This window comes from Flavobacterium sp. MMLR14_040 (assembly GCF_033657265.1).
Taxonomy (GTDB): domain Bacteria; phylum Bacteroidota; class Bacteroidia; order Flavobacteriales; family Flavobacteriaceae; genus Flavobacterium.
The window spans coordinates 42434-63937 of record NZ_JAWVWO010000008.1; the positions used below are offsets into that span (position 1 = coordinate 42434).

The 21504-nt window shown below is 34.2% G+C and carries 20 protein-coding genes; 4 read left to right on the forward strand and 16 right to left on the reverse strand.

All coding sequences use genetic code 11. The annotated features are described in order from the left end of the window. Nucleotides 1–32: 32 nt before the first annotated feature. The 8 genes from SD960_RS12295 to nirB all read right to left on the reverse strand — a co-directional run bounded on the left by SD960_RS12295 (nt 33) and on the right by nirB (nt 10425). Nucleotides 33–398 (reverse strand): hypothetical protein, encoded by a 366-nt coding sequence (locus SD960_RS12295; RefSeq protein ID WP_318803470.1) that lies wholly within the window; start codon nt 396–398, stop codon nt 33–35. Nucleotides 399–537: 139 nt separating this feature from the next. Beyond that, entirely contained in the window at nt 538–1809 is a 1272-nt protein-coding gene (locus SD960_RS12300) for an alginate export family protein (protein WP_318803472.1), read from the reverse strand. 100 nt (nt 1810–1909) lie between these two features. Next, nucleotides 1910–3388, reverse strand: a complete 1479-nt coding sequence (locus SD960_RS12305; RefSeq protein ID WP_318803473.1) for an MFS transporter — start codon at nt 3386–3388, stop codon at nt 1910–1912. 98 nt (nt 3389–3486) lie between these two features. After that, the gene (locus tag SD960_RS12310) at nt 3487–4146 is read right to left on the reverse strand and encodes a response regulator transcription factor (RefSeq protein ID WP_318803474.1); all 660 of its coding nucleotides are present in this window, start codon (nt 4144–4146) and stop codon (nt 3487–3489) included. Nucleotides 4147–4512: 366 nt separating this feature from the next. Then, nucleotides 4513–6318, reverse strand: coding sequence for an ATP-binding protein (locus SD960_RS12315; RefSeq protein ID WP_318803475.1), 1806 nt, complete (start codon nt 6316–6318; stop codon nt 4513–4515). Between the two features lie 9 nt (nt 6319–6327). Further along, nucleotides 6328–6912 (reverse strand): DUF4202 domain-containing protein, encoded by a 585-nt coding sequence (locus SD960_RS12320; protein WP_318803477.1) that lies wholly within the window; start codon nt 6910–6912, stop codon nt 6328–6330. Nucleotides 6913–7228: 316 nt separating this feature from the next. Continuing rightward, a complete protein-coding gene (nirD, locus tag SD960_RS12325; protein ID WP_073395496.1) occupies nt 7229–7609 on the reverse strand; it encodes a nitrite reductase small subunit NirD in 381 nt (126 codons plus the stop codon). Between the two features lie 302 nt (nt 7610–7911). Further along, nucleotides 7912–10425 (reverse strand): nitrite reductase large subunit NirB, encoded by a 2514-nt coding sequence (nirB, locus tag SD960_RS12330; RefSeq protein WP_318803479.1) that lies wholly within the window; start codon nt 10423–10425, stop codon nt 7912–7914. Between the two features lie 269 nt (nt 10426–10694). On the opposite strand from nirB, the gene SD960_RS12335 reads away from it, so the two are divergent. After that, complete coding sequence (locus SD960_RS12335; RefSeq protein WP_318803480.1) at nt 10695–11474, forward strand: META domain-containing protein; 780 nt, start codon at nt 10695–10697, stop codon at nt 11472–11474. 100 nt (nt 11475–11574) lie between these two features. Then, the gene (locus SD960_RS12340) at nt 11575–12006 is read left to right on the forward strand and encodes an META domain-containing protein (protein WP_318803482.1); all 432 of its coding nucleotides are present in this window, start codon (nt 11575–11577) and stop codon (nt 12004–12006) included. A gap of 210 nt (nt 12007–12216) precedes the next feature. Here the strand turns inward: SD960_RS12340 and SD960_RS12345 are convergent, their stop codons facing one another. Both SD960_RS12345 and SD960_RS12350 read right to left on the reverse strand, forming a co-directional pair. After that, entirely contained in the window at nt 12217–13497 is a 1281-nt protein-coding gene (locus SD960_RS12345; RefSeq protein WP_318803483.1) for a DUF2130 domain-containing protein, read from the reverse strand. Nucleotides 13498–13734: 237 nt separating this feature from the next. Then, nucleotides 13735–14616 (reverse strand): LysR family transcriptional regulator, encoded by an 882-nt coding sequence (locus tag SD960_RS12350; RefSeq protein WP_318803484.1) that lies wholly within the window; start codon nt 14614–14616, stop codon nt 13735–13737. Nucleotides 14617–14939: 323 nt separating this feature from the next. Between SD960_RS12350 and SD960_RS12355 the strand changes: the two genes are divergently transcribed. Beyond that, nucleotides 14940–15647, forward strand: coding sequence for a class I SAM-dependent methyltransferase (locus SD960_RS12355; protein WP_318803486.1), 708 nt, complete (start codon nt 14940–14942; stop codon nt 15645–15647). Nucleotides 15648–15778: 131 nt separating this feature from the next. Here the strand turns inward: SD960_RS12355 and SD960_RS12360 are convergent, their stop codons facing one another. From SD960_RS12360 to SD960_RS12375, 4 genes are all read right to left on the reverse strand, one after another. Continuing rightward, nucleotides 15779–16246 carry a DUF3291 domain-containing protein gene (locus SD960_RS12360; protein ID WP_318803490.1) on the reverse strand — a complete coding sequence of 156 codons (468 nt, stop codon included), beginning with the start codon at nt 16244–16246 and terminating at the stop codon, nt 15779–15781. 56 nt (nt 16247–16302) lie between these two features. After that, nucleotides 16303–16581, reverse strand: coding sequence for a putative quinol monooxygenase (locus SD960_RS12365; protein ID WP_318803492.1), 279 nt, complete (start codon nt 16579–16581; stop codon nt 16303–16305). Nucleotides 16582–16600: 19 nt separating this feature from the next. Then, nucleotides 16601–17203: an NAD(P)H-dependent oxidoreductase gene (locus tag SD960_RS12370; RefSeq protein ID WP_318803494.1), complete on the reverse strand. Its 603-nt coding sequence runs from the start codon at nt 17201–17203 to the stop codon at nt 16601–16603. 380 nt (nt 17204–17583) lie between these two features. Then, nucleotides 17584–18570, reverse strand: a complete 987-nt coding sequence (locus tag SD960_RS12375) for an aldo/keto reductase (protein ID WP_318803496.1) — start codon at nt 18568–18570, stop codon at nt 17584–17586. Between the two features lie 118 nt (nt 18571–18688). Here SD960_RS12375 and SD960_RS12380 point away from each other — a divergent pair, with 118 nt between their 5' ends. After that, entirely contained in the window at nt 18689–19534 is an 846-nt protein-coding gene (locus SD960_RS12380; protein ID WP_318803498.1) for an AraC family transcriptional regulator, read from the forward strand. Between the two features lie 81 nt (nt 19535–19615). On the opposite strand, the gene SD960_RS12385 is transcribed toward SD960_RS12380, so the two are convergent. Together SD960_RS12385 and SD960_RS12390 are read right to left on the reverse strand one after the other, a co-directional pair. Then, nucleotides 19616–20674, reverse strand: a complete 1059-nt coding sequence (locus SD960_RS12385) for an SMI1/KNR4 family protein (RefSeq protein WP_318803501.1) — start codon at nt 20672–20674, stop codon at nt 19616–19618. 29 nt (nt 20675–20703) lie between these two features. Continuing rightward, the gene (locus SD960_RS12390; RefSeq protein WP_318803504.1) at nt 20704–21465 is read right to left on the reverse strand and encodes a C40 family peptidase; all 762 of its coding nucleotides are present in this window, start codon (nt 21463–21465) and stop codon (nt 20704–20706) included. Nucleotides 21466–21504 lie beyond the last annotated feature (39 nt).

A 21504-nucleotide genomic window follows, 5' to 3' on the forward strand; every position in this document is an offset into this window, starting at 1 on the left:
ATTTAAAATAAATATCGCATTATACTTTAACCTTAACCAACAAGTTTTGTTACACCACTATTAATGTCAATTTCTGCAAAATTATGTTTTCCCATAACGATAAGAAGTTTGTTGGCATTATATCCTACATATCTTATTTGAGGTTCTCCACGTTTTGGTTCTCCACAAACAGAAATTACATTGGTTTGCCATTTCAATTTGCTTCTTTTGTAGGCAGATATGGTTTGTAAGTCATTTTCAACATAGTAAATAATGTTGTTTTTTTTGATTCCTCTTTTTTGTGTTTTTGCAAAATTTATTTCAGAATCTTTTGAAATTAATGCATTATTGTATTTTTGAGCAATACCGGTTTGACTTACAATGAAAGTTAACATTGATAGTTTTAAAAATTGTTTCATTTAGGATAGAATTTGGGATTCGTATTCGGTTCAAATATAACTAATTAAAGTACATAACAAGTTTTTGGAAAGACAAAAAAAATACCCTTTTTCCGAAATGGGAAAAGGGTAAAATTTAGGAGTTAATTTTGAGGAAAAACTATTTTTTCCAGCTAAAAATTCTTGGATTTACAGAAATCATCAGCCATGCCCAATTGTTGGTATGTCCTGCATCTCCGCCTTTTATGAATTCTAAAGTTTTAGATCCGAACATTTGTGAATATCCTCCTGTTAATGTAATTTCTTTTTTGAAATTAAAGCCTGCAGTAAAGTCAATTTCAGTTCCTAAATAAGAATCAAGTTTTTCGTTTAACGGAGTAACTACATCAGCAGCAGCTAAAAATATATGCGGCATTAATGCAAATTGCCATTTTTTTACATTGTAATTCAATTTTAAGAAAGCATCCTGCAAACCAACATTGTTTAAATGATTACCTACATAAAAATAATCCATATAACCATTAAAACCGTGGTTAGTTCCAAAAATCGGATTGAATGATTTAATGACAGTACTTCCGTCGTTTGTATCTTTTCCTGATAGAAATTCATAGCCTAAACCAGCTTTAAAAGAATCTGTTATGCTGTAATTAAAATTTGCTGCAGCATTCCATGCGCTTACTTGTTTATCATCACTTTTTCCAGTTTGTCCGTAAAGCCAAAAATTACTGTCTATCTTACCTTTTTTGTACCCAAGGTAAGTTCCAAAAGTTTGCTTGTAATCTACTAATAATTTGTTATCAGGATTAGGATTAGGAGCATATTCGTAACCCGTATTCAATAATAAGAAACTCAAACCAAAAGCCTCGTTAAATTGATTATGATACCAGGCATATTGTAAAGTTTTATAAGTTGGAACTGTGTAAGGTGTTTGAATAACGTTTTCGGCAGTCGAATTATAAGCGCCTCCCAGATCAAGCTTTTGCTTTTCAGTATGATAACTCAAAGTAAGTGCATCATGACTTTGCGCTTGCTGTGCCCAGTCCATTTCTCCTAAAATACGCTGGTTATCATATGAAAGCACCTGGCGCCCCATTCTGGCGCTCCATTTTTCTGTAAAATTATATTGTGCCCAGGCTTCAAAAACAGCCACTCCATTTTTATCTGTTGTTGTCGCTGGTGTTACATCACCCCAGGTTCTCGTATTTTGCAAAGTTAATTTTACAGTTAACTCATCTTGTTTATAGTTAAAATTTAATCTTGAACGTTGCGAAATCTGAGAGGTTCCTTTCTGACCTTCCGGTAAAAATGTTTTATAGCCGTTTCGGTATTCAAAACGTGGTCTAATTTGTAAGTTCACATCTAACTCCTGTGCCTGGATATCTGCACTAATTGTACCTATTATTATTAGGATGATTATTCTTAGTTTTTTCATAACTGAATTTTTAAATACGAGGCAAATGTAAAAGGTTGTCAGTTTTTATTTTGTGATAAAAGTCATACAAATTTATTCATTTTATTGTTTCTTTTCTAGCTTATTGTCTATCAATTACTTTTGATAATATTGGTTGTTTTTCATTCATGATTTTTGTGATTGTATAATGCATCCATATTAAGCAAATGAGAGAAAAAACTAAGATGAATATCCACGAGCTCGACCAGATTCCGGTTGAAGTAAGCAGGTAACTAAAAATAATTGGTCCGAAAAATCCGCCGAGTCCTCCAATCATTCCAACCATTCCACCTACAACACCCACATCCTGAGGGAAATACTCCGGAATATGTTTGTAAACTGCTGCTTTGCCAATTCCCCATGAAATACCTATTAGGATTACAAGAACAAGGAAAACCCACATATTAGCATCAAATTTAATTACGGTAATGCCTTTGGCGAGAAGTTCTTTTTTCTTTACGGTTTGATTTTGATTCACAACAACTTGCTGCCATGAAGTTTTGGTTGGAAAAATAGCATTTTCATTAGTGTTTTCTTTCTTCTGTGTAACAGGAAATTCAGTGTCTCCAATTTTAATATTTTCATTTGAGACATAGGTTATAGTCCCTTTTTTAGTAGCCAAAACACCAGGTCCAGTTGTTGTAATTTCCATTTTCGGAATCATTAATAATGCACTTAAAATTACGGATGAACTTAAAACCCAATACATGATTTTTCTGGCACCAAATTTATCTGATAAGTAACCGCCAAAAGCTCTGATAACGCCCGATGGCAAACTAAAAAGTGTAGCAAACAGTCCGCCCATAACCAAACTGGTTTGATAAACGTTCATGAAATTAGGTAAAAGCCATTGCGAATAAGCTACAAAGCATCCGAAAACTAAAAAGTAATAAGCTCCAAAACGCCAAACCCGAGCAGATTTAAGAGACTGAAGCATTTGAGAAACACTCTTTGTATTGTTTTCTATTTTCTTGTTTTTGGCAAAAATTAAAAAGGCAATTCCAATAACGACCAACGCTGCACCATAAATTACCGGAAGTATTTTCCAGCCATTTTGTGGATCTTCGATAGCAAAATGATTTAATAATGAAGGCGCTAAAAAAGTGGTGATGGCAGCACCGGCATTTCCCATTCCGAAGATTCCCAAAGCGCGTCCCTGCCATTCTTTTGGATACCAAATCGATGTATATCCAATTCCGACTGCGAAACTGGTACCCACCATTCCAAATAAAAAGCTCAATAATGCAAATGTTATAAAACTATCTGCAAAAGGCAGTAAAAATAAAGGAATAGAGCAGAGTAGCAGCAAAAGTGAAAAAACATATTTTCCTCCAAACTTATCCGTAAGAATACCGATTGGCAAACGCATTACAGATCCGGTCAGAATCGGAATTCCAAGAAGCCAGCCCACCTGAACAACGCTCCAGTGAAAAATTCCATTATCAACTAAAAAGGTTACTAAAACGCCATTCAATGTCCAACAGGCGAAACACACAGTGAAAGCCAGAGTATTTAAGAATAAAATTTTGTGTGATTGCGAAAGTGAGTTTGTATTTTTCATAGCACTTATATTTTTTAACAAAAATAAGTACTAAAACGTAGTTAAAAACTGCGAAAACGCAGTTTTTGAAAAATAATTACGTAATTATACGTAGTTTTTTATAATAAAGAATACTCAGTGGCTTTATTGGAAAGTTCCATTAGGTTCTTTACTTTCAGCTTTTTCATTAAGTTAAAGCGATGTACTTCGGCAGTTCTTTTACTAATTTCAAGGGCTTCGGCGATTTCTTTGTTGCCTTTTCCTGATAATAAAAGCGTCAGGATTTCTTTTTCTCTTTTGGTAATCATCATTTCTTCGCCTAAATTTTGTTTAGGTTCTAATGACGTTGAAGAATTGGTTAACTGACTGATTAATATTGAGGAAATGTCACCACTAAAATACTTTCCACCACCGGCAACGATATGGAGTGCTTTTAAAAATTCTTCTTTGCTTGAGCCTTTTAATAAGTATCCATCGGCTCCGGCCTTAATAGATTTTAGTACGTATTCTTCAGATTCGTGCATGGAAAGCATAATAATTTTTACGTTATTATTTTCGCTTCTAAGTTTTTCTACTAGTTCGATACCTGTAAGGTTTGGCATGCGAATATCTGCTATAAGTAAATCCGGTTTATTGCTTGCAACCACTTCAAGAGCATCAGCACCATCAATAGCTTCGCCTACAACCTCGATGTTTGCTTCGTTTTCTAATAAAGATTTTATTCCATCTCTTACAAATACATGATCATCTGCCAGAACAACTCGAATAGTATTACTCATGATTTACTTAATTTTGATTCTAAATTTTTACGTATATTCATCTATAAATATTAGGCTAAGATACGTAATTTTTTAAATTAGAAAATGTGTCAATTAGAAAATGTGCCAATTGTTTAATTAGATAATTTATCAATTAGATAATTAGATAATTGAAAAACGTCTCACTAAGATAATTTGATGATGTAAAACAACGTTGTTAATTGTTTTTTTTTTGCAATTTTGTCATCCTGACGGAGGAAGGATTGCACTAGTAGCTCGACAAAGATTGACAAATTGATTACGACTTTCGCGTGTCATTGAAATATACAACGGGAATTATCTAATTATCTAAATTGACAAATTATCAAATTGACACATTATCTAATTTTATACCGGAATATTAAAAGTAATCCTCGTTCCTTCACCCGGAATCGATTTAATAAAAACGCGTCCGTTAATGTATTGAATTCTTTCTTTCATGAACAATAATCCCATACCGGATTCGCTGTTGCGTTTTTTATCTACGGTGTGAATATCAAAACCTTTTCCGTTGTCATCCACAATAATACTTAGAAGCGTGTCGCTATGTGAAAGCTGCACAATAATATGCGATGATTCAGCATATTTTATGGCATTATTGATCGCTTCTTGTGTGAGGCGATAGATGTTAATTTCGATTAAAGAATCTAAACGCTGGCTGAAATCGGTTTTGTTGTAAAACAGAATTTCTTTACCTGTAAGTTTTGAAAGTTCCTGTGTAAGTTTCGACAGAGAAGAAACAATACCGTGATCGCTTAATTCCGGCGGCATTAAATTAAAAGTTGCTGTACGGACTCCTTTTATAATATCCAATGATAATTTTTTAAGATATTCAATTTTTTGAGCCGCTTTTTCCTTGTCGTCCAGATTAATGCTTTCTAAGCTAAACTTTAACCCTGTAAGCATCTGACCAATTCCGTCGTGAATTTCTTTCGCAATTCGGTTTTGTTCATTTTCCTGATTTTCGACAATTTTGCTCGAAATAATTTTCTGTTGATTGATTTTTTCGGTGCTGTTTTCAATATTCAGACGCTCTACTTCGCGCTGTGCTTTTTTGCGTTCGGTAATGTTGAAACAAACAATTAAAAGTTCGAGTTCGTCTTTTTTTATGGTTACAGGAACCATTGATAAATCAAGCCAGATGCTTTGTGCTTCTTTATTGATGATTTTAATTTCGCCTTGCCAGCCGCTTCTGTGTTTTTCAAAAATAATGCGATCGATATTAAGCTGTTCTTTTTCATCGGTCGTTAAAACTTCAGAGAATTTTTTATTAGATGAAAACTTAGTGTAGTTTAAAAGCTTGGCAAATTTTTCTCCAATATGTATAATCGAACCATCGGGTGCAATACGGCAATAAAGCAGCGTATTTTCCATGGCGTAATTCAATGATTTTAATTCTTTTACCGAGTTTTCTTTTATCTCACTTATAATTTCAGTGTCGTAGGCCAGTTTTAAAGCTTTCCTTTCTGATGATAAAAGCTTGGCAATCAATCTCTCAATTTTTTTATTGGTAGGTTTAAAAATAAAGAAAAATTCCAAAAGAAGAATGAGTAAAGTGAAGCCAAAAATCCAATATTCTATTCGGCGTTGTTCTGTAACTTTTTCGTGTGCTTCAAGATCGTATTGCGTTACAATTTGATTCATTTTCGAAAGAAATACACCTTCGTTTTTCAGAATAATATCTACCAGTTTTTGATTGTCGGCTATGTTGTTTTTTTGCGCCAAATTCAACAGAAACAAATCTGTTGTTGCTGCAATATTCGAAAAATTGGGTTTTATTTCGACATATAATTTAGCAAGTGTTTCACTTTTTTCTTTTGGAAAAGCCAAACTATCACTACCATTTTCCAATGAGTTTTGTGTGTTTTTCCAAAGCGATAAAACATTCTTTAAATGTGAAATTTGTTTGGCAGAAACAGTATCGGCAACATAATGAAGAATCAGAACTTCTTTAACTATTTTCTGGCTCAGCATTCTTTGCTTTCCGGAAATATTAATGATTTTAGAATCGCTTAATTGTTGGTTTAGATTGTATTGAACCAAAACCTGACTAACAATAATAGTTACTGCAATAGTTAGAAGAGCAAAAAAATACAGACGGCGTAAATTTTTGAAAGTAATTTTATCTGCAGTTTCCTGATTGTTTTTTTTCATTATACTAATTTACAACCCTAAAGACGCTTTTATCAAATTTAAATTTTCTTCAGAATAATTGATTTTTAAAGCTTCCTGATGTCCTTTGTCAGACATTTTGTCCCAGGTTTTTTTGATGATATTTTTTAGTTTTTCCTCGTCGTGTTTATGCACAAAAGGATCCAGGTAATATTCTAAAAAAACCAAACAAATAACGTCTTCAAGTAATTGGGTTTCGTTGTCTTTTTTAAGCAGTTTTTTTTCAATTAAAAAAGAAACACGATCAATAAAATCTTGATTGTATCCTGCTTTTTCTAAAATTTCGGCAGTAGTTTTGGCGTGAAATTTCTTCAATTCTTCTCTCCATTTCAAATAACCAACACGATCCATCGGGTAAGATTCGCGTGCTACTTTCCATCGGCAAATATGCTGCGCTTTCGAAGCAATTTGCACTTCTTCTGAAGCCTCGGGTTCAAATTGCATCAATCTTTCATACATCCTGTTAGAATATAATAATTCCTTAGGATATTCAGTATTTTGATCGATTTCGATATTCGGATCCTGAGCGTTTTCGGCATCAATCCATTCGCTTGCTTTTTGAAAAGGTGTAGTCATTGTTGGTAGATAATAGAATTCAAATATACTGAATTTAGTTTTAAAGCTTAGTTTTTTTCAGGAGCTAATCCCGCTATCCGTTACAATCTTTTATTTTTTTAAAGAAAAAAAATAAAAGGATTTCCACTTCTATCGGGGCTAGGGCAATCATTTTCATAAGAATATTTCCGTCTAGTTTGTCAATTCCGACGGAGGAGGAATCTCCGCGAGAAGCTCTACAAAGATTGGCGGTTTTCTGTGCGGAGCTACTTGCGGAGATTCCTCCTGCGTCGGAATGACAATATTGCGTATTAACTAATCGTTATTGAGTATATTACTAATCCACAAAACCAACAAATACTTGATCGTCAACGATTTTAATTGGATATGTTGCAATTTTTAAATCATCATCTCCATTTAAATTTGAACCATCAACCAACGAAAATGTTTTTTTGTGCATCGGGCAGGCAATTTTCGGAATATCATCTGTTGATCCTGTCATTCCTCTCGCCAAAACCATTTCCATTTTATGCGGACAAGCGTTTTGACAAGCGTACCATTCGTTACGGCGTGCAAAATTAAAAATGGCGATTTGCTTGTTCTTGTATTTGATGCAGCCGCCGCGATTAGTTGGAAAATCTTCTACTTTTCCGGCTTTGAACCAAATTGTAGCATCGCTTGGATGAACGGTTTCGTATTGATTTAAGATTTCTTCCATTTTAATAATTTTTTTGTTCCTGTTTCTTATCCCTCTTTTTACAATCATGAGAGTTATGATGGCGCAGTAAAAAAGAGGGTAAGAGGACAGCAAACGTTTTGATATTTATTTTCTTTTTTTGGAGCTGTTTTTTTTAACACATAGAAACATAGATTTTTTATTTTGTAGAAAAAAGTTTGTTGAAAGAAACTAGTTTCTAACACATAGCTATGTTTGTTTAAACTAAGTGAAATGCCTTTATGTATTCCTAAAAGCTATGTCTCTATGTGTTTGAATTAATTTGTTTAAATAAAATATAAAGTTTAAGACCACGCTTTTGGCGCTTTTTGATCTCGTAACGGAACAAAAACAACATTGTCATCTTTCTCGTCTGAGTTTACAAAATGGTTAAAACGTTTTAATAATCTTGGTTTTTCAAGAACTTGTTTCCATTCGCATTCAAAAGTATTTACCAGAGTCTGCATTTCGGCTTCCAGCGTTTCGCAGATTCCTAAACTATCCTCGATAATTACTTCTTTCAGATATTCTAAACCTCCGTCTAGTTTTTCCAACCAGGTCGAAGTTCGAATCAGCGGACCAGCCGTGCGGATGTAATACATTAAAAAGCGATCCATGTATTTGATAACCGTTTCTTTATCAATTTTTTCGGCTAATAAAACAGCGTGTTTTGGGTTGGCGCCACCATTTCCGGCAATGTATAAATTCCATCCGCCTTCAACAGCGATCAATCCAAAATCTTTTCCGCGAGCCTCGGCGCATTCGCGAATACAAGCCGAAACACCACCTTTTAATTTATGCGGAGAACGAATTCCCTTGTATCTGTTTTCCAGTTCAATAGCAAATCCTGCGCTGTCGTCCATTCCGTAACGGCACCAGGCATTTCCAACACAGCTTTTTACGGCACGAAGCGATTTTCCGTAAGCATGACCGCTTTCAAAACCGTTGTCAATTAAGATTTTCCATATTTTTGGCAGATCACTCAAATGTGCCCCGAATAAGTCAACACGTTGAGCGCCTGTTATTTTAGTGTACAAGTCAAATTGTTTGGCAACTTCTCCAATTACAATTAATTTTTCTGCAGTAATTTCTCCTCCGGCAACTCTTGGCACAACAGAATAAGTTCCGTTTCGTTGAATATTTGCCAAAAATCTATCGTTTGTATCCTGAGTTGTAACGTGTTTATTGGCAGTATCGTTGTAAATACTAGAGAAAATAGAAGCTACAACCGGTTTGCAAATTTCACAGCCGTCGCCTTTTCCGTGATGATCAATTACATCATAAAAATTCTCGTATTTATTGATTTTTACCAAATCGAATAATTCCTGACGGTTATAACTAAAATGCTCACAAATAACTTCTTTTACTTCTTTTCCAAGTGATTTTTGAGTGGCTTTTACCAAATCAGAAACCATTGGTTTACAGCCTCCACAGCCAGAAGTGGCTTTGGTATGTTTTACAACATCAGAAAAACTAGAGCAGGTTTCGTCCAGAAGCGAACAGCAAATAGCACCTTTAGTCACATTTTCGCAAGAACAAATTACGGCGGTGTCCGGTAAATCCATCACACTTCCTAAACTTGAACCTTCAGATCCATCACGCGAACCTAAAATCAAGTCTTCCGGATTTTTTGGCAAAGCCATCGCGTTGCTGTAAATCTGAAAAAGTGAATTATAATCGCTGGCATCTCCAACTAAAATTCCGCCTAATAAGGTTTTAGAATCTTTAGTAACATTGATTCTTTTATAAATTCCACTTAATTTATTCTCATAAACAATAGCGGTTACATCATTATTTTCGATAAAAGGATCACCAAAACTCGCCACTTCAACACCAATTAATTTTAATTGTGTCGACATATCGATGGTTTCTCTCATGGTTTTTGTACCATTTAAGATTTGCTCGGCAGCTACATCGGCCATTTCGTAACCTGGAGCAACAAGCCCGTAAATGTTTTGATTGTATAATGCTACTTCGCCAATGGCATAAATAGAAGGATCTGATGTTTGCATTTGATTGTTTACCACAACGCCGCCTCGTAAACCGACTTCAAGTCCTGAAACCCGAGCTAATTCGTCGCGAGGTTTAATTCCGGCAGAAATAACCAACATGTCAACTTTTAACAATTCGTCATCTGCAAACATCATTCCCGTGATGCATTCTTTTCCATCGATGTATTGTGTGGCTTTGTTAAGATGAATGCCAATATTTAATTCTTCAATTTTAGATTGCAGCATATCGCTGGCGCCTTTGTCTAATTGTCTCGGCATCAAACGAGGTGCAAATTCCACAACATGCGGATTCAAACCCAGATCTCTTACTGCTTTTGCAGCTTCCAATCCTAATAAGCCTCCACCTAAAACTGCAGCTTCTGTCGCGCCTTTTTGTTTTATTTTTTTAGCGTAAGCCATGATGGCATCCAGATCTTCGATAGTTCTGTATACAAAAACACCTTCTTTCTCTACACCATCAATTGGCGGTACAAAAGCCGAAGAACCAGTTGCAAGAACTAAGTAATCGTACGTATGTGTTTTTTCTAAATGAGTATGAATTGTTTTTTCAGATCGATTAATATCTGTAATTAATTCTGATGTATTAAGAGTTATATTGTTTTCTGCGTACCATTCGCTGGTCGATAGCGATAAATCATCTGCTGTTTTGCCTCCAAAGTATTCACTTAAGTGAACTCTGTCGTAAGCGCGCCTTGGTTCTTCACCAAAAACGGTAATCTGATACTTTTCCTGTCCTGATTTTGCAATGAATTTTTCGCAAAATTTATAACCAACCATGCCGTTTCCAACTACTATTACTCTTATCATGATTTCTTTAATTAAGTATTACTACGCAAATATAAGTATTTATACTTATAAAAGTACGTATTGATGTTAATTTTTTAAGTACGATATCTTTAAGATAATTACGTATTTAGTCGTAATCTTTTACGTAGTGGGCGTTTCGGGTGAATTATTGTAATAGAAATTATTTAAAATTTGAAAACATTCTAAATAAGAGTTTCAAAAAAATATCGTAAATTGATAAGAATTTTATATATGTTTTTCGATAAGCAAATATTCTTAATAAAATCGTTATGAAAAATATAATTTCACTGTTGTTATTGTTTTCTTTAATCGTGAGCTGTAAATCTATTGCAGGCAAAAGTTCAGACCCACAAACTATTTCTGAGTATGGAACTCAGGAAGATGAGATGAAATATTATTTTACAGCAACCGGAAATGAACCTTTTTGGGGATTGAAAATGGGAAATGATGAAATTGTTTTCACCTCGTTGATTACCGGAAAAGAAAAAATTATTTTTCCTTCTGTTGAAGTCATAAAAGCAATGGATGCCAATGTAAAAATGTATAAAGTAAGTAATGAAACTTCGACCGCGACAATTACAATTCAGCAACTGGAGTGTCAGAATTCAATGTCGGGAGCAATTTCTCCTTATAAAGTTACAGTTGAAATTAAAAACAACTCCGAATTAGAAACAAAAAAATTAAGCGGCTGCGGAAAATATAATACAGATTATAGACTTCATGATATTTGGGTTTTGGAAGAATTAAACGGTTTCAAAGTTTTTCTAACTGATTTTCAAAGAGAATTGCCAAGAATTGAAATTAATTCTGCAGAAAATAAATTTATGGGTTATGGCGGTTGCAATGCAATTAGCGGTACTATATTTTACGAAAAGGATTTGCTAAAATTCTCAAAAGTGATTTCGACTTTAATGGCTTGCGCGCCCGGAAATAAAGAAGGTGAGTTTGCAAAAGCGCTTCAAAATGTAACCACTTATTCTATTGGCGATAACAAATTAACGCTGTCAAACCCTTCGGGAAAAATCCTTGTTTTTAAAAAAGTAGATTAATTTATATGTCTTAATATATTTTAAAAAAACCTTATGCTATTCTAAGATCCTATCAAGTCAGAATATTTTTGTAAAATAAAACTTATAAAAAATATTTTACATGAAAAGGATTTTAATGTTATTTATTGCAGGTTCATTGGCTTTTGGCTGTAAATCTGCTAAAGAAACAAATGCAACCGTATCGACTAATGAAAAGGCAATTGAAAAGAAATTGCAGCAAAGCTGGGTTTTGGAGAATTTAAATGGTAAAGTTGTTACTGAAAAAGACTTTTCAAGCCTGCCAAAAATTGTAATGAACCCTGCAACGTTTTCAGGTTCAACCGGATGTAACGCAATCAAAGGGAATTTATTATCAAAAGGCGAAGGGCAAATTCAGTTTTTAAATCTTACTTCAGAAACTAAAAAATGTGATGCAAAAAAAGAAGGTGAGTTTTTGCAGTTGTTAAGAACAAATTCAGGTTATTCTATTAAGGATAATAAATTATTCCTTTCAAACCAATTTGGATTGACAATGTCTTTCAAGAAAGGGTAATTAAAAAGAGACTAAAAAACGAAAGGCTTCGATTATTCGAAGCCTTTTTATTTGTTCTGTCTTTGCGAGGAACGAAGCAATCACACGACTAAAACACTTTGTATATTCAGCAAGTGAGATTGCTTCGTTCCTCGCAAGGACAAAAAAATCCGTGCAAATCCGCGTCTTCGCTTTAGCGAATCCGCGTCATCCGTGTTCTATCCCACAATGTTACAACAATTCCTTAGGATCTTCATCTTCGTCTTTCTCAATAAAATCAAGTTCCAATGCTCTTACTGTTTGAACAGCATTTCCTGCAATGCCACGAATCGAACCATACATTCCTAAAGTATTGTGAACCACCTTTTCAATTTGTTTTTCGCGTTGTTTCCATATTCTTTGCATCGCTCTTTTTTCGGCATCAAGATCGCCTTGCATTTGCGTGAAACCTTCTACGATTCCTTCAATTTGTAAGCGGAATTCATTGCTGGTTAAAAAATCATACAGCATCGACATTTTATCGCCTTTATTTTCCTGCGCCTGAACCGCCTGATTCACCTGAATTAAAGACTGACGCAAAACAGCACTCAAACCTTTAAATTCCTCATAAGTACAAATCCAGATTCCGTCTCGCATTCCCATACGGTCCATTCCTGCGGGCATTACTTCGGTAACCAAAACCCCAATATTGGCTCTTTTTAGTCTGATATCATTTTTAAATTTCTCAATCCACGCCGGCTGAAAAGCTTTTGTACGTTTGCTTTCGTAATAAATACAACCACAATTTTGATGTTCGCGTGTGTTTACAATCTGAAGACAATCGGCACCGTTTGCGCCTTTTTTGACTTCGTCAATGCTATCCAACGGAAAATTATTTGCCAGCCATTCTTCAATCGCCAATTCCATTACTTCACCTTGCAATTGCATCGAACCTTGTTCCTGTTTGCGTTTCATTTCTTCGATCAGCTTTTTTTGATCGTCAGATTGTTTTTGGTATTCTTTTATTTTAAGCTCGTTTTTTTCTTCTTCCTGTTTACGGATTTTATCACGTTCTAAAACCAAAGTAGCATTCAATTGTTTTTGAGCCTCGGCTTCAATTGCTTCTTTCATTTCCAGTTTTTCACGCTGTAATTTTGCAATTTCGCCGGTCATTTTATTGAGTTCCCGAAGTTTTTCTGATTTTTCAGAAAGTTCTTTCTCCATTAAAAGCAAACGGTCTTTATTTTCTTCTTCGAGTTTTGTTTTTAGTTTTTCGGTAATTTCTTTTTCAGCCGTCTTTTTCTCACGTTCCAAACGTTCTGCAAAAAGTTCGTTTTCCTGTTTCTTTTTGGCTTCAAATTCGGCTTTGGCTTTTTCGAATTGCTCGTTTTTAAGTTCCAATTCTCTGCTTTGAGCATTGGCCTTTTGTTGAAATTCTTTACGGATACTATCTTCTAACTGGTGTTTTAAAACATCATTTACGTCGATTGGTGTTCCGCAATTTGGACACTGAATTGAAGATTGCTCAGCCATTTTTTATTGATTTTTTTTACTAGAATTATAATTTGCTAAGGTATTTAAAAGTTCGTTCTTTTTGGGGAATCCATGTGTGATAAATTGTAACTTTTTTTGCCACGAATTACACGGATTTCCACTAATTAGTTTACGTTTTTTTCCTTGTTAATGCAATTTAAGCGGTTTTGTTTTTTAGTTTTATGGATTTCCATAGTTTTAAATTAATTCGTGAAAATTCGTGAAATTCGTGGCAAACTATTTAGAAAAATTCAACAAAAATTCAACAGCAGCTTTTGTGATTTCAGATTCATCTTCTTTTGAAGTAATTAAAGAAACATCTGTAAATAAATTGACTTTCTTTAATTCAACAAAACCAATTTCCGGATCCTGATTGTTTTTTGCAATGTTAGACGGAACAATCGAGATTCCTAAACCATTTTTAACCAATTGTACAATCGAATTTATATTGTTTGATTCGTGAACCACTTTTGGGGTAAAGCCATAAAAAGCACAAAGTTGCAGTAAAACTTCGTGATAATGCGGGGCGTAATCTTTGTTGAAAAACACAAAGGTTTCGTCTTTTAAATTCGGGATTTCTGTTTCAGAATTAATTTGGATTACACTTTTATTATAAACCACCGAAAATCCGTCCTGAAACCACAATTGTGTTTTTATTTTAGGAGATTTTATTGGGGAACGGATAATTCCCAATTCAATTTTTCCCTGTTCCAAAGCTGCAATTTGTTTTGTTGTGGAGACTTCAAATAATTTGAAATTCACATACGGAAATTGTTCTTTAAGATGTTTTATTAATTCTGAAATAACTTCAGCATAAATCGAACTGATGTAAGCGATTCTGAATTCGCCCGAAACATTCTCGGCTATTTTTTTTGTTTTGATAGAAATACGTTCCAAATCCTGAAAAAGTACTCTTACTTCTTTTTCAAAATATTTTCCGGCTTCAGTAAGTTCAACTTTTTTATTATTTCTAATGAATAAACGTGCCTGGATTTCTTCTTCTAACTCCATAATCTGACGGCTCAAAGGCGGCTGAGAAATGAAAAGTTTTTCAGAAGCTTTGGTAAAGTTTAATTCTTCGGCTACAGCCAAAAAATATTTAAGATGACGTAATTCCATAAATACCTATTAAGTATTGATAATTGACAAAATAAGTATTTTTGAAGTATATATGAAAGAAATACTTTTACAAAAAAATATATGGGCCGCGGATGACGCAGATTAAACGGATTTACGCAGATTGTTTTTTAATTAAAAAAGGTAATGCCACAGATTAAAGGATTAAGATGATTTTGAAAAATTCAATTTTGATTGCTCTTTAAAAAAAATCTGTGCGAATCTTTTAATCTATGGCAAAAAATAAAAGAGTAAGATTTTAAAGAAAAAACCAGTGAAAATCCGTTTAATCTGCGTCATCCGTGTGCCATAAAAAACAGAAAACTATGAAAAAATCAACTATTGCAGAAATCAGGGAACGTTTTGATAATGATGTCGAACGATTCTCGAACTTAGAAACCGGACAAGTTGCCACAATCGACGCAACAATTTCTTTAGAATTAATTACAGAAGCATCAAAAAGGATTGTTCCTGATGCGAAAAATGTTTTGGATATTGGCTGTGGCGCTGGGAATTATACATTAAAAATGCTATCGAAAGTTCCAAATTTGAATTGTACTTTGGTCGATTTAAGTTTGCCAATGTTGGATCGTGCTTTTGAAAGAGTTTCAAATGAAACAAACGGTAAAGTAGAAGTGAAGCAAGGCGATATTCGCGAAGTTGATTTACAAGAAAATAGTTTTGATATTATTTTGGCCGGAGCAGTTTTGCATCATTTGCGTGATGATCAGGATTGGGAAACGACTTTTTTGAAGATATTTAAATTACTAAAACCAGGAGGGTGTTTCATGATTTCGGATTTAATAACGCAAGACACAGAATTATTAAATGAATATACATGGCAGCGTTACGGTGATTATTTAGAGGGAATTGGTGGTGCGGAATATCGCCAGAAAGTATTGGATTATGTAGAAAAAGAAGACACGCCAAGATCAATGAATTACCAATTGGATTTGATGAAGAAAGTGGGTTTTAAAAGTGTCGAAATTTTACACAAGAATATGTGTTTTGGTGCTTTTGGTGGGATTAAGTAAAAATGGCTTAACCACAAATTACACAAATTTTCACAAATTTTTTATTCTGCAATAAAAGCTTTGCTTTTATTGCAGATGATGAACAAAACTTTAATTTGTGAAAATTTGTATAATTTGTGGTTAAAACTTATTTATCCTTTGTTTTCCAATTCTGGAGAAGGAAATTTATTCCTTAAATCAAAAACCAATTCCGAAGGACCATTTTGCTGTAAATAATCTAATTTTTCTACAGCTTCTTTAAGAGTAGGAACCTGACCTGCAGGAATCCACCACATTGCAGTGTGGGCTTTTCCGAATTTTAAAAACCATTCTTTTCGACGTTTTAAAAATTCACTATGAAACGTTTTGTACATGTAATGTTCTAAGGTTTCGATGTTTTCCCAAACAGAAACATTCACAATTATTTGCTCGTCATTGTATGGGTTTAAATTTGTTGCATTAGAGCTTTCGTCTTTTAGCCGCCATACAAATCCTTCGCTTTTTTCGGCCAGGGTATTTACAAGATCTAAATTGTCTACAAACTCTTTCATGATTGGGTCATTAATATCGACGCCTTTCATTTTTGCGATATTGATTTCGGCAAGATGATATTGGTTCATGTTTAAATATTTATATGAAGCAAGTTAGCTTTTTGAAATCTAATTATTGTAACTATTTATAAAGATTGTGTTGTTTTATAAACCAAAATAGGAGAGGCGACTAAACTTTCGCTTTGTTTTACAAAATCTACTAAATACGGTTGATTATTGTGAATATCGAGACCAGCCTGATCTTTCCATTCTTCCCAAATGATAAAAACATTTTCGGTTGTATGCAAGTCGTAACGTACGCAAGCTGTTTCTTTTCTGGTTTCGGTAACCAAATGATGAATCATATTTCGAACTTGCTCGATGTTTTCCTGTTTACTTTTGATAATGGCTGTAATTGAGATCATGATTGTGATGTGTTAAGGGTTAGAAGTTAAAAGTTTTTTCTAAATGCTTTGTGTAGTTTTCTTTAAAGATGTCAATGTTTTCGGCGGTGGCACCTTTTTCAACATCGTGAAAATGGAAACTATTTAATTTTTCCATTCCTACAAATTTATTCATTTTATGGAAACCAAACATAGCTCCTTCATCTACCGATGTTTCTTCGAAGAATTCTCCCGGAAGTGTAAAAGCAGTTGCAGGCGCATTCCAACTTGTGGTAAGCATGTATTTACGTCCGTGCAATTGTCCGCCGGTGCCGTAATTAATGTCAGGATTTGTTCTGGTTCTTCCGTCGCTTTTGTAGATTCCTTTGTTGTGTCCGGCTGTAAAAACGTCGTCGATATATTTTTTGAAAAGGTTTGGTAATTGAAACCACCAAACTGGCGTATGATAAACAACAACATCGGCCCAAACGAATTTTTCGACTTCTTCGTCAAGATCAAAATCTTGTTTGATGTCGGTTGTTTTTATTTCAAATTGTTTGCTGTTTGTTAAATATTCGATGGTCCAGTCGGTAACGGTTTGGTTGAATTTTCCACCTGAATGTGCAAAATTTTGACTTCCGTTTATGATAAATATTTTCTTCATGTCTTTAATTTTCTTATGAATTTGTGAGTGTGAGGGATAGAGGCGGTATCCTTTTGTGAAGTGGAACGGAACAAAAGATATAGCCGAAAGCCCGATTCGCCGCGGCGAACACACCCTAATTATTTTTATTGTTTTTTTTTAATTTGTTGCGTGGAATTTTAAACACATAGAAACATAGATTTTTTGTTTGCTTTTAAAAGAATGCAAAAAGAAACTAGTTTCTCACACATAGATTTGTCAATCTTTGTAGAGTTTCTCGCGAAGATTTCTCCTCCGTCGAAATGACAATATTGTGCTGACTATGTTTGTTAAAACAAGTGAAACGCCTTTATGCATTGTTATTGGCTATGTTTCTATGTGTTTGAATATTTTCTGTAGGATTATTTTACTTTCGCAATTGCCTGATTGATAAAATCTAATTCAGAATCCGATAAATCAAAATCCATTGCTTTTGCATTTGAAATCGCTTGTTCGGCGTTTCTGGCTCCGGCTAAAACAATGGTGATTCCTTTTTGTAAAGTGGTCCAGCGTAAAACCAATTGCGAGATCGAAATATGTTTTGAATTTGCAAGTGAACTCAATTCTTCGACCAACGTTTTTACTTTTTGAAGATCGAACTGCCCGAAATAACCATTTCTATGATCGTTGTCTTTTAGTTTGCTGTCGGTGAAATATTTTCCGGTCAATAAACCTCTTTCCATCGGGCTGTAAGCAATGATTCCGATGTTTTCTTTTAGCGTAAGCGGAATTAAATCGGTTTCAATTTTACGGTTCAGCATACTAAACGGAACCTGATTTGAAGCTAATTTTATTGTTTTTTGTGCTTCCTGAATTTGTGAAACACTATAATTGCTAACTCCGGCCGCGCTAATTTTTCCTTGCTGTATAAGGGTTTCCAAAGCTTCCATTGTTTCGTGAATTGGCGTTGTAGAATCTGGCCAGTGAATTTGTAAAAGGTCGATATAATCGGTTTGAAGGCGTTTTAAACTTTCTTCGACTTCTTTAATCACATTTGCTTTTGAAGCGTATTTATAAATTGGAATTTTCTTTCCGTTGTCGTCGGCATCAAAAAAGAAATCGCCTTTTTGGTTATTGCTTCCGTCCCAAACCAAACCGAATTTTGTTAATAACTGTACTTTTGAACGATCGTGAGATTTTAGGGCTTCGCCGATCATTTCTTCGCTTAAACCAAATCCGTAAAAAGGAGCGGTGTCGATTGTTGTAACGCCGTTGTCGACTGATGCGTGAATGGATGCGATTGAATCTGCTTTTTCATTTCCGCCCCACATGTTTCCGCCAATGGCAAATGCGCCGTATGTAATAGTTGATAATTTGAGTTCGCTATTGCCTAATTTTCTATATTCCATAATGTTGTATTTTTAATCTTAAATTTCACTTGGCAAAATTATACCATTTTTACGAGTGATAACTTGTATATATTTGTCTTTTTTATGTAAATTTGCAGCTTCAAATAATTTTATCGTTGTGAAAAAAGAAAATTTATACGAGCCTTTTTCGGTTTCTTTTGAAACTCTGGATGAATATCCGGATGTTGGAGATCGTCATAATTTCTTTGAATTGGTCTATATTTTGGGCGGAACGGGTTCACAATGCATCAACAAAAATATTTTTGAATATGATGCCGGACATATGTTTTTATTAACGCCGGAGGATTGTCATAATTTTACCATTGAGACCAAAACGAAGTTTTTCTTTTTGAGATTTAATGATATTTATTTGAAAAACTCAAGCCTGCAAAATGAGAATATTCAGCGTTTAGAATATATTTTGCAAAATGCTAATCATCAGCCGGGTTGTATTTTAAAAAATGATGCTGATAAATGTCTGGTAAAAGTGATGGTTGAAGCCATTATTCGCGAACATCAGGATAAAGATGTTTATAATCAGGAGTTGATTCAGCAATTGGTAAATACTTTGATTATTGTGGTTGCGAGAAATATTGCCAAGTATTTGCCGGAACAGGTAAATATTGGTTGTGAGGCAAAAGCGATGGATATTTTGCAATACATTCAAAATAATATTTATTATCCTGAAAGAATAAAAGCAGAATCGATAAGTGATTATTTTGGGATTTCGAATACGTATTTAGGTCGTTATTTCAAAAAACATGCTAACGAAACGATGCAGCAATATATTAGCAATTATAAAACGAAACTGATCGAACATCGTTTGCAATTTAGCGATAAGCGAATCAACGAAATTGCGTATGAATTTGGCTTTACGGATGAAAGTCACTTTAATAAATTCTTTAAGAAACAAAGAGGGAATAGTCCTTCTGAGTTTAGGAGAACGATTCGTGTTAGCGCGTGATGAATTGGCACGCGGATGACACGGATTCTCAAGCGAAAACGCGGATTGTGGCGGATTTTTTTATTTTAGATTGAACGGATTTTAATCTTGATTTTCTTTGCCGGTTATAAAATCGAAATGTTCTGTTTTGCCTGTTTTTAGGTTGTTGATTTCATTTTTTAGAAGTTCTTCTAAAGATTCGGCTACTATATTTCGTTCCCAGGATTCGTTTTGAAGTTCTATGATTTGACCAAATTTTCCTTTTTCGGCAGGATCTGTGTCGTATAGTAAATAATCTCCATTTCTTCCTGTCGCAAACGGAATCCATTTTGGATTTGCGTAATTGTTGGTTTTTATTTTTTCGAAATCTATTTCCAATTCCGGAAGATCATCTTCGTCAAATTGTAAATCTTGTATCGAATTCCATTCTTCTGCAATGTCTTCAAACGGAATAAGATCGTACGTCCAATCACCTGCTAAAAATTGAAAAGCAGAAGTTACTGCATCATATTCTACATTTTGAACTTTGTAAAAGTTTTGAAGCGCTGGCGGAATTGTGATTTCATCTTCTAATGTAGAATGTTCTTCTAAATCTTCTGGAGAAATACCATCAGTAAGGTTGTAGTAATCATTATCAGTTGCGACAATTTTATTAATTTCTGAAATCCATTCCTGCCATAATGATTCAAATTGTTTAAATTCGGGATCGACAGGTGTTTTGGCTTTCTTTTCTTTTTCCTCGTATGCAGAAATATCAAGTGCAGTTATTTTGTCATCTTCTTTATTGAACCACACGCTTATGCCATTAAGAATAAAGGCACCGCTGTCATCTCCCTTGTAAAGTTTTACGAGTTGATTTTTATTGGATTTATAAAATTGAAATAGTTCTTGATTTTCAAAAATAAATTCACCTGCAAATGGGTTTTTCGAACAAAAATCGTAATTACCATAATTAAGATCTAGTAATAAATTTTCTGCTTTTGCTCCTTCTTTAGAAAATGCAATAATGCCAAAATCGTCCCAGGTATAAATATGGTTATGTTGTTTTTTTAAATGTCGACATTCTCCCAAAACCTTTTTTAAATTATCTATATCAATTGGAAATTGAAAGGAAACATCGTTAATTGTGAAATCTGTTTTAGATAATGAAAGTTTTGTCAAAGTGTATTTTTTAAGGATTGCAGAAAATATTAAATAATCTTTTTGATTACACGAAGATTATGCGTGTGCTTGTTTAATTCGGGATTATAAATTCCTAAGTGATCTAAACGGTCAATACGCACTTTTCCACTGGCGTGAATGATGTAATTATTTTCCATTATGATGCCAACGTGAATGATGTTTCCTTCTTCGTTATCAAAAAAGGCTAAATCGCCTGGCTCACTTTCTTCGATGAAGCTTAATGGCTCGCCGTCAAGTGCCTGCTGAGAAGCGTCGCGATGAATTTTGTATCCGTTTAATTTGTATACCATTTGAGTGAAACCGGAACAATCGATTCCAAATGGTGTTTTGCCTCCCCAAAGATAGGGAGCGTTTAAATACATAAAAGCGGTATTTATTAAAGCGCTTTTAGGTTTAATGCCGCTGGTTTTTGTTCCTTCGAAATCAAAGTTTGCAGTATTGATGTCGGTATTGTTTAAAAACGACAAGGAAGCGCCAAGCGGAATTGGTAATAATAAGTTGTCGGGTGCACTAATATAATCAATCAAATCAGCATTAAGAATTATGGCTTCTTTGCTTAATTGGTTATAATTTGCCTCCGAAATTACCTGATATTGTTTCGAATCTACCCAGCCTTCATAATCATCAAACTGAATCTTTATTCGCGCCCATTGATTTTGACGTTCTAAAATTTCGATATGTTCGCCAAACAAAAGTTGTGTAACGATTTCACTTCTGTCACTTGGCTCAGATCGAACAGGTACTATGGCTAGATTGCAAATTCCGAACATTTAAGGTAATTTATAAGTTGAAAATTAGGAGTTATTTTT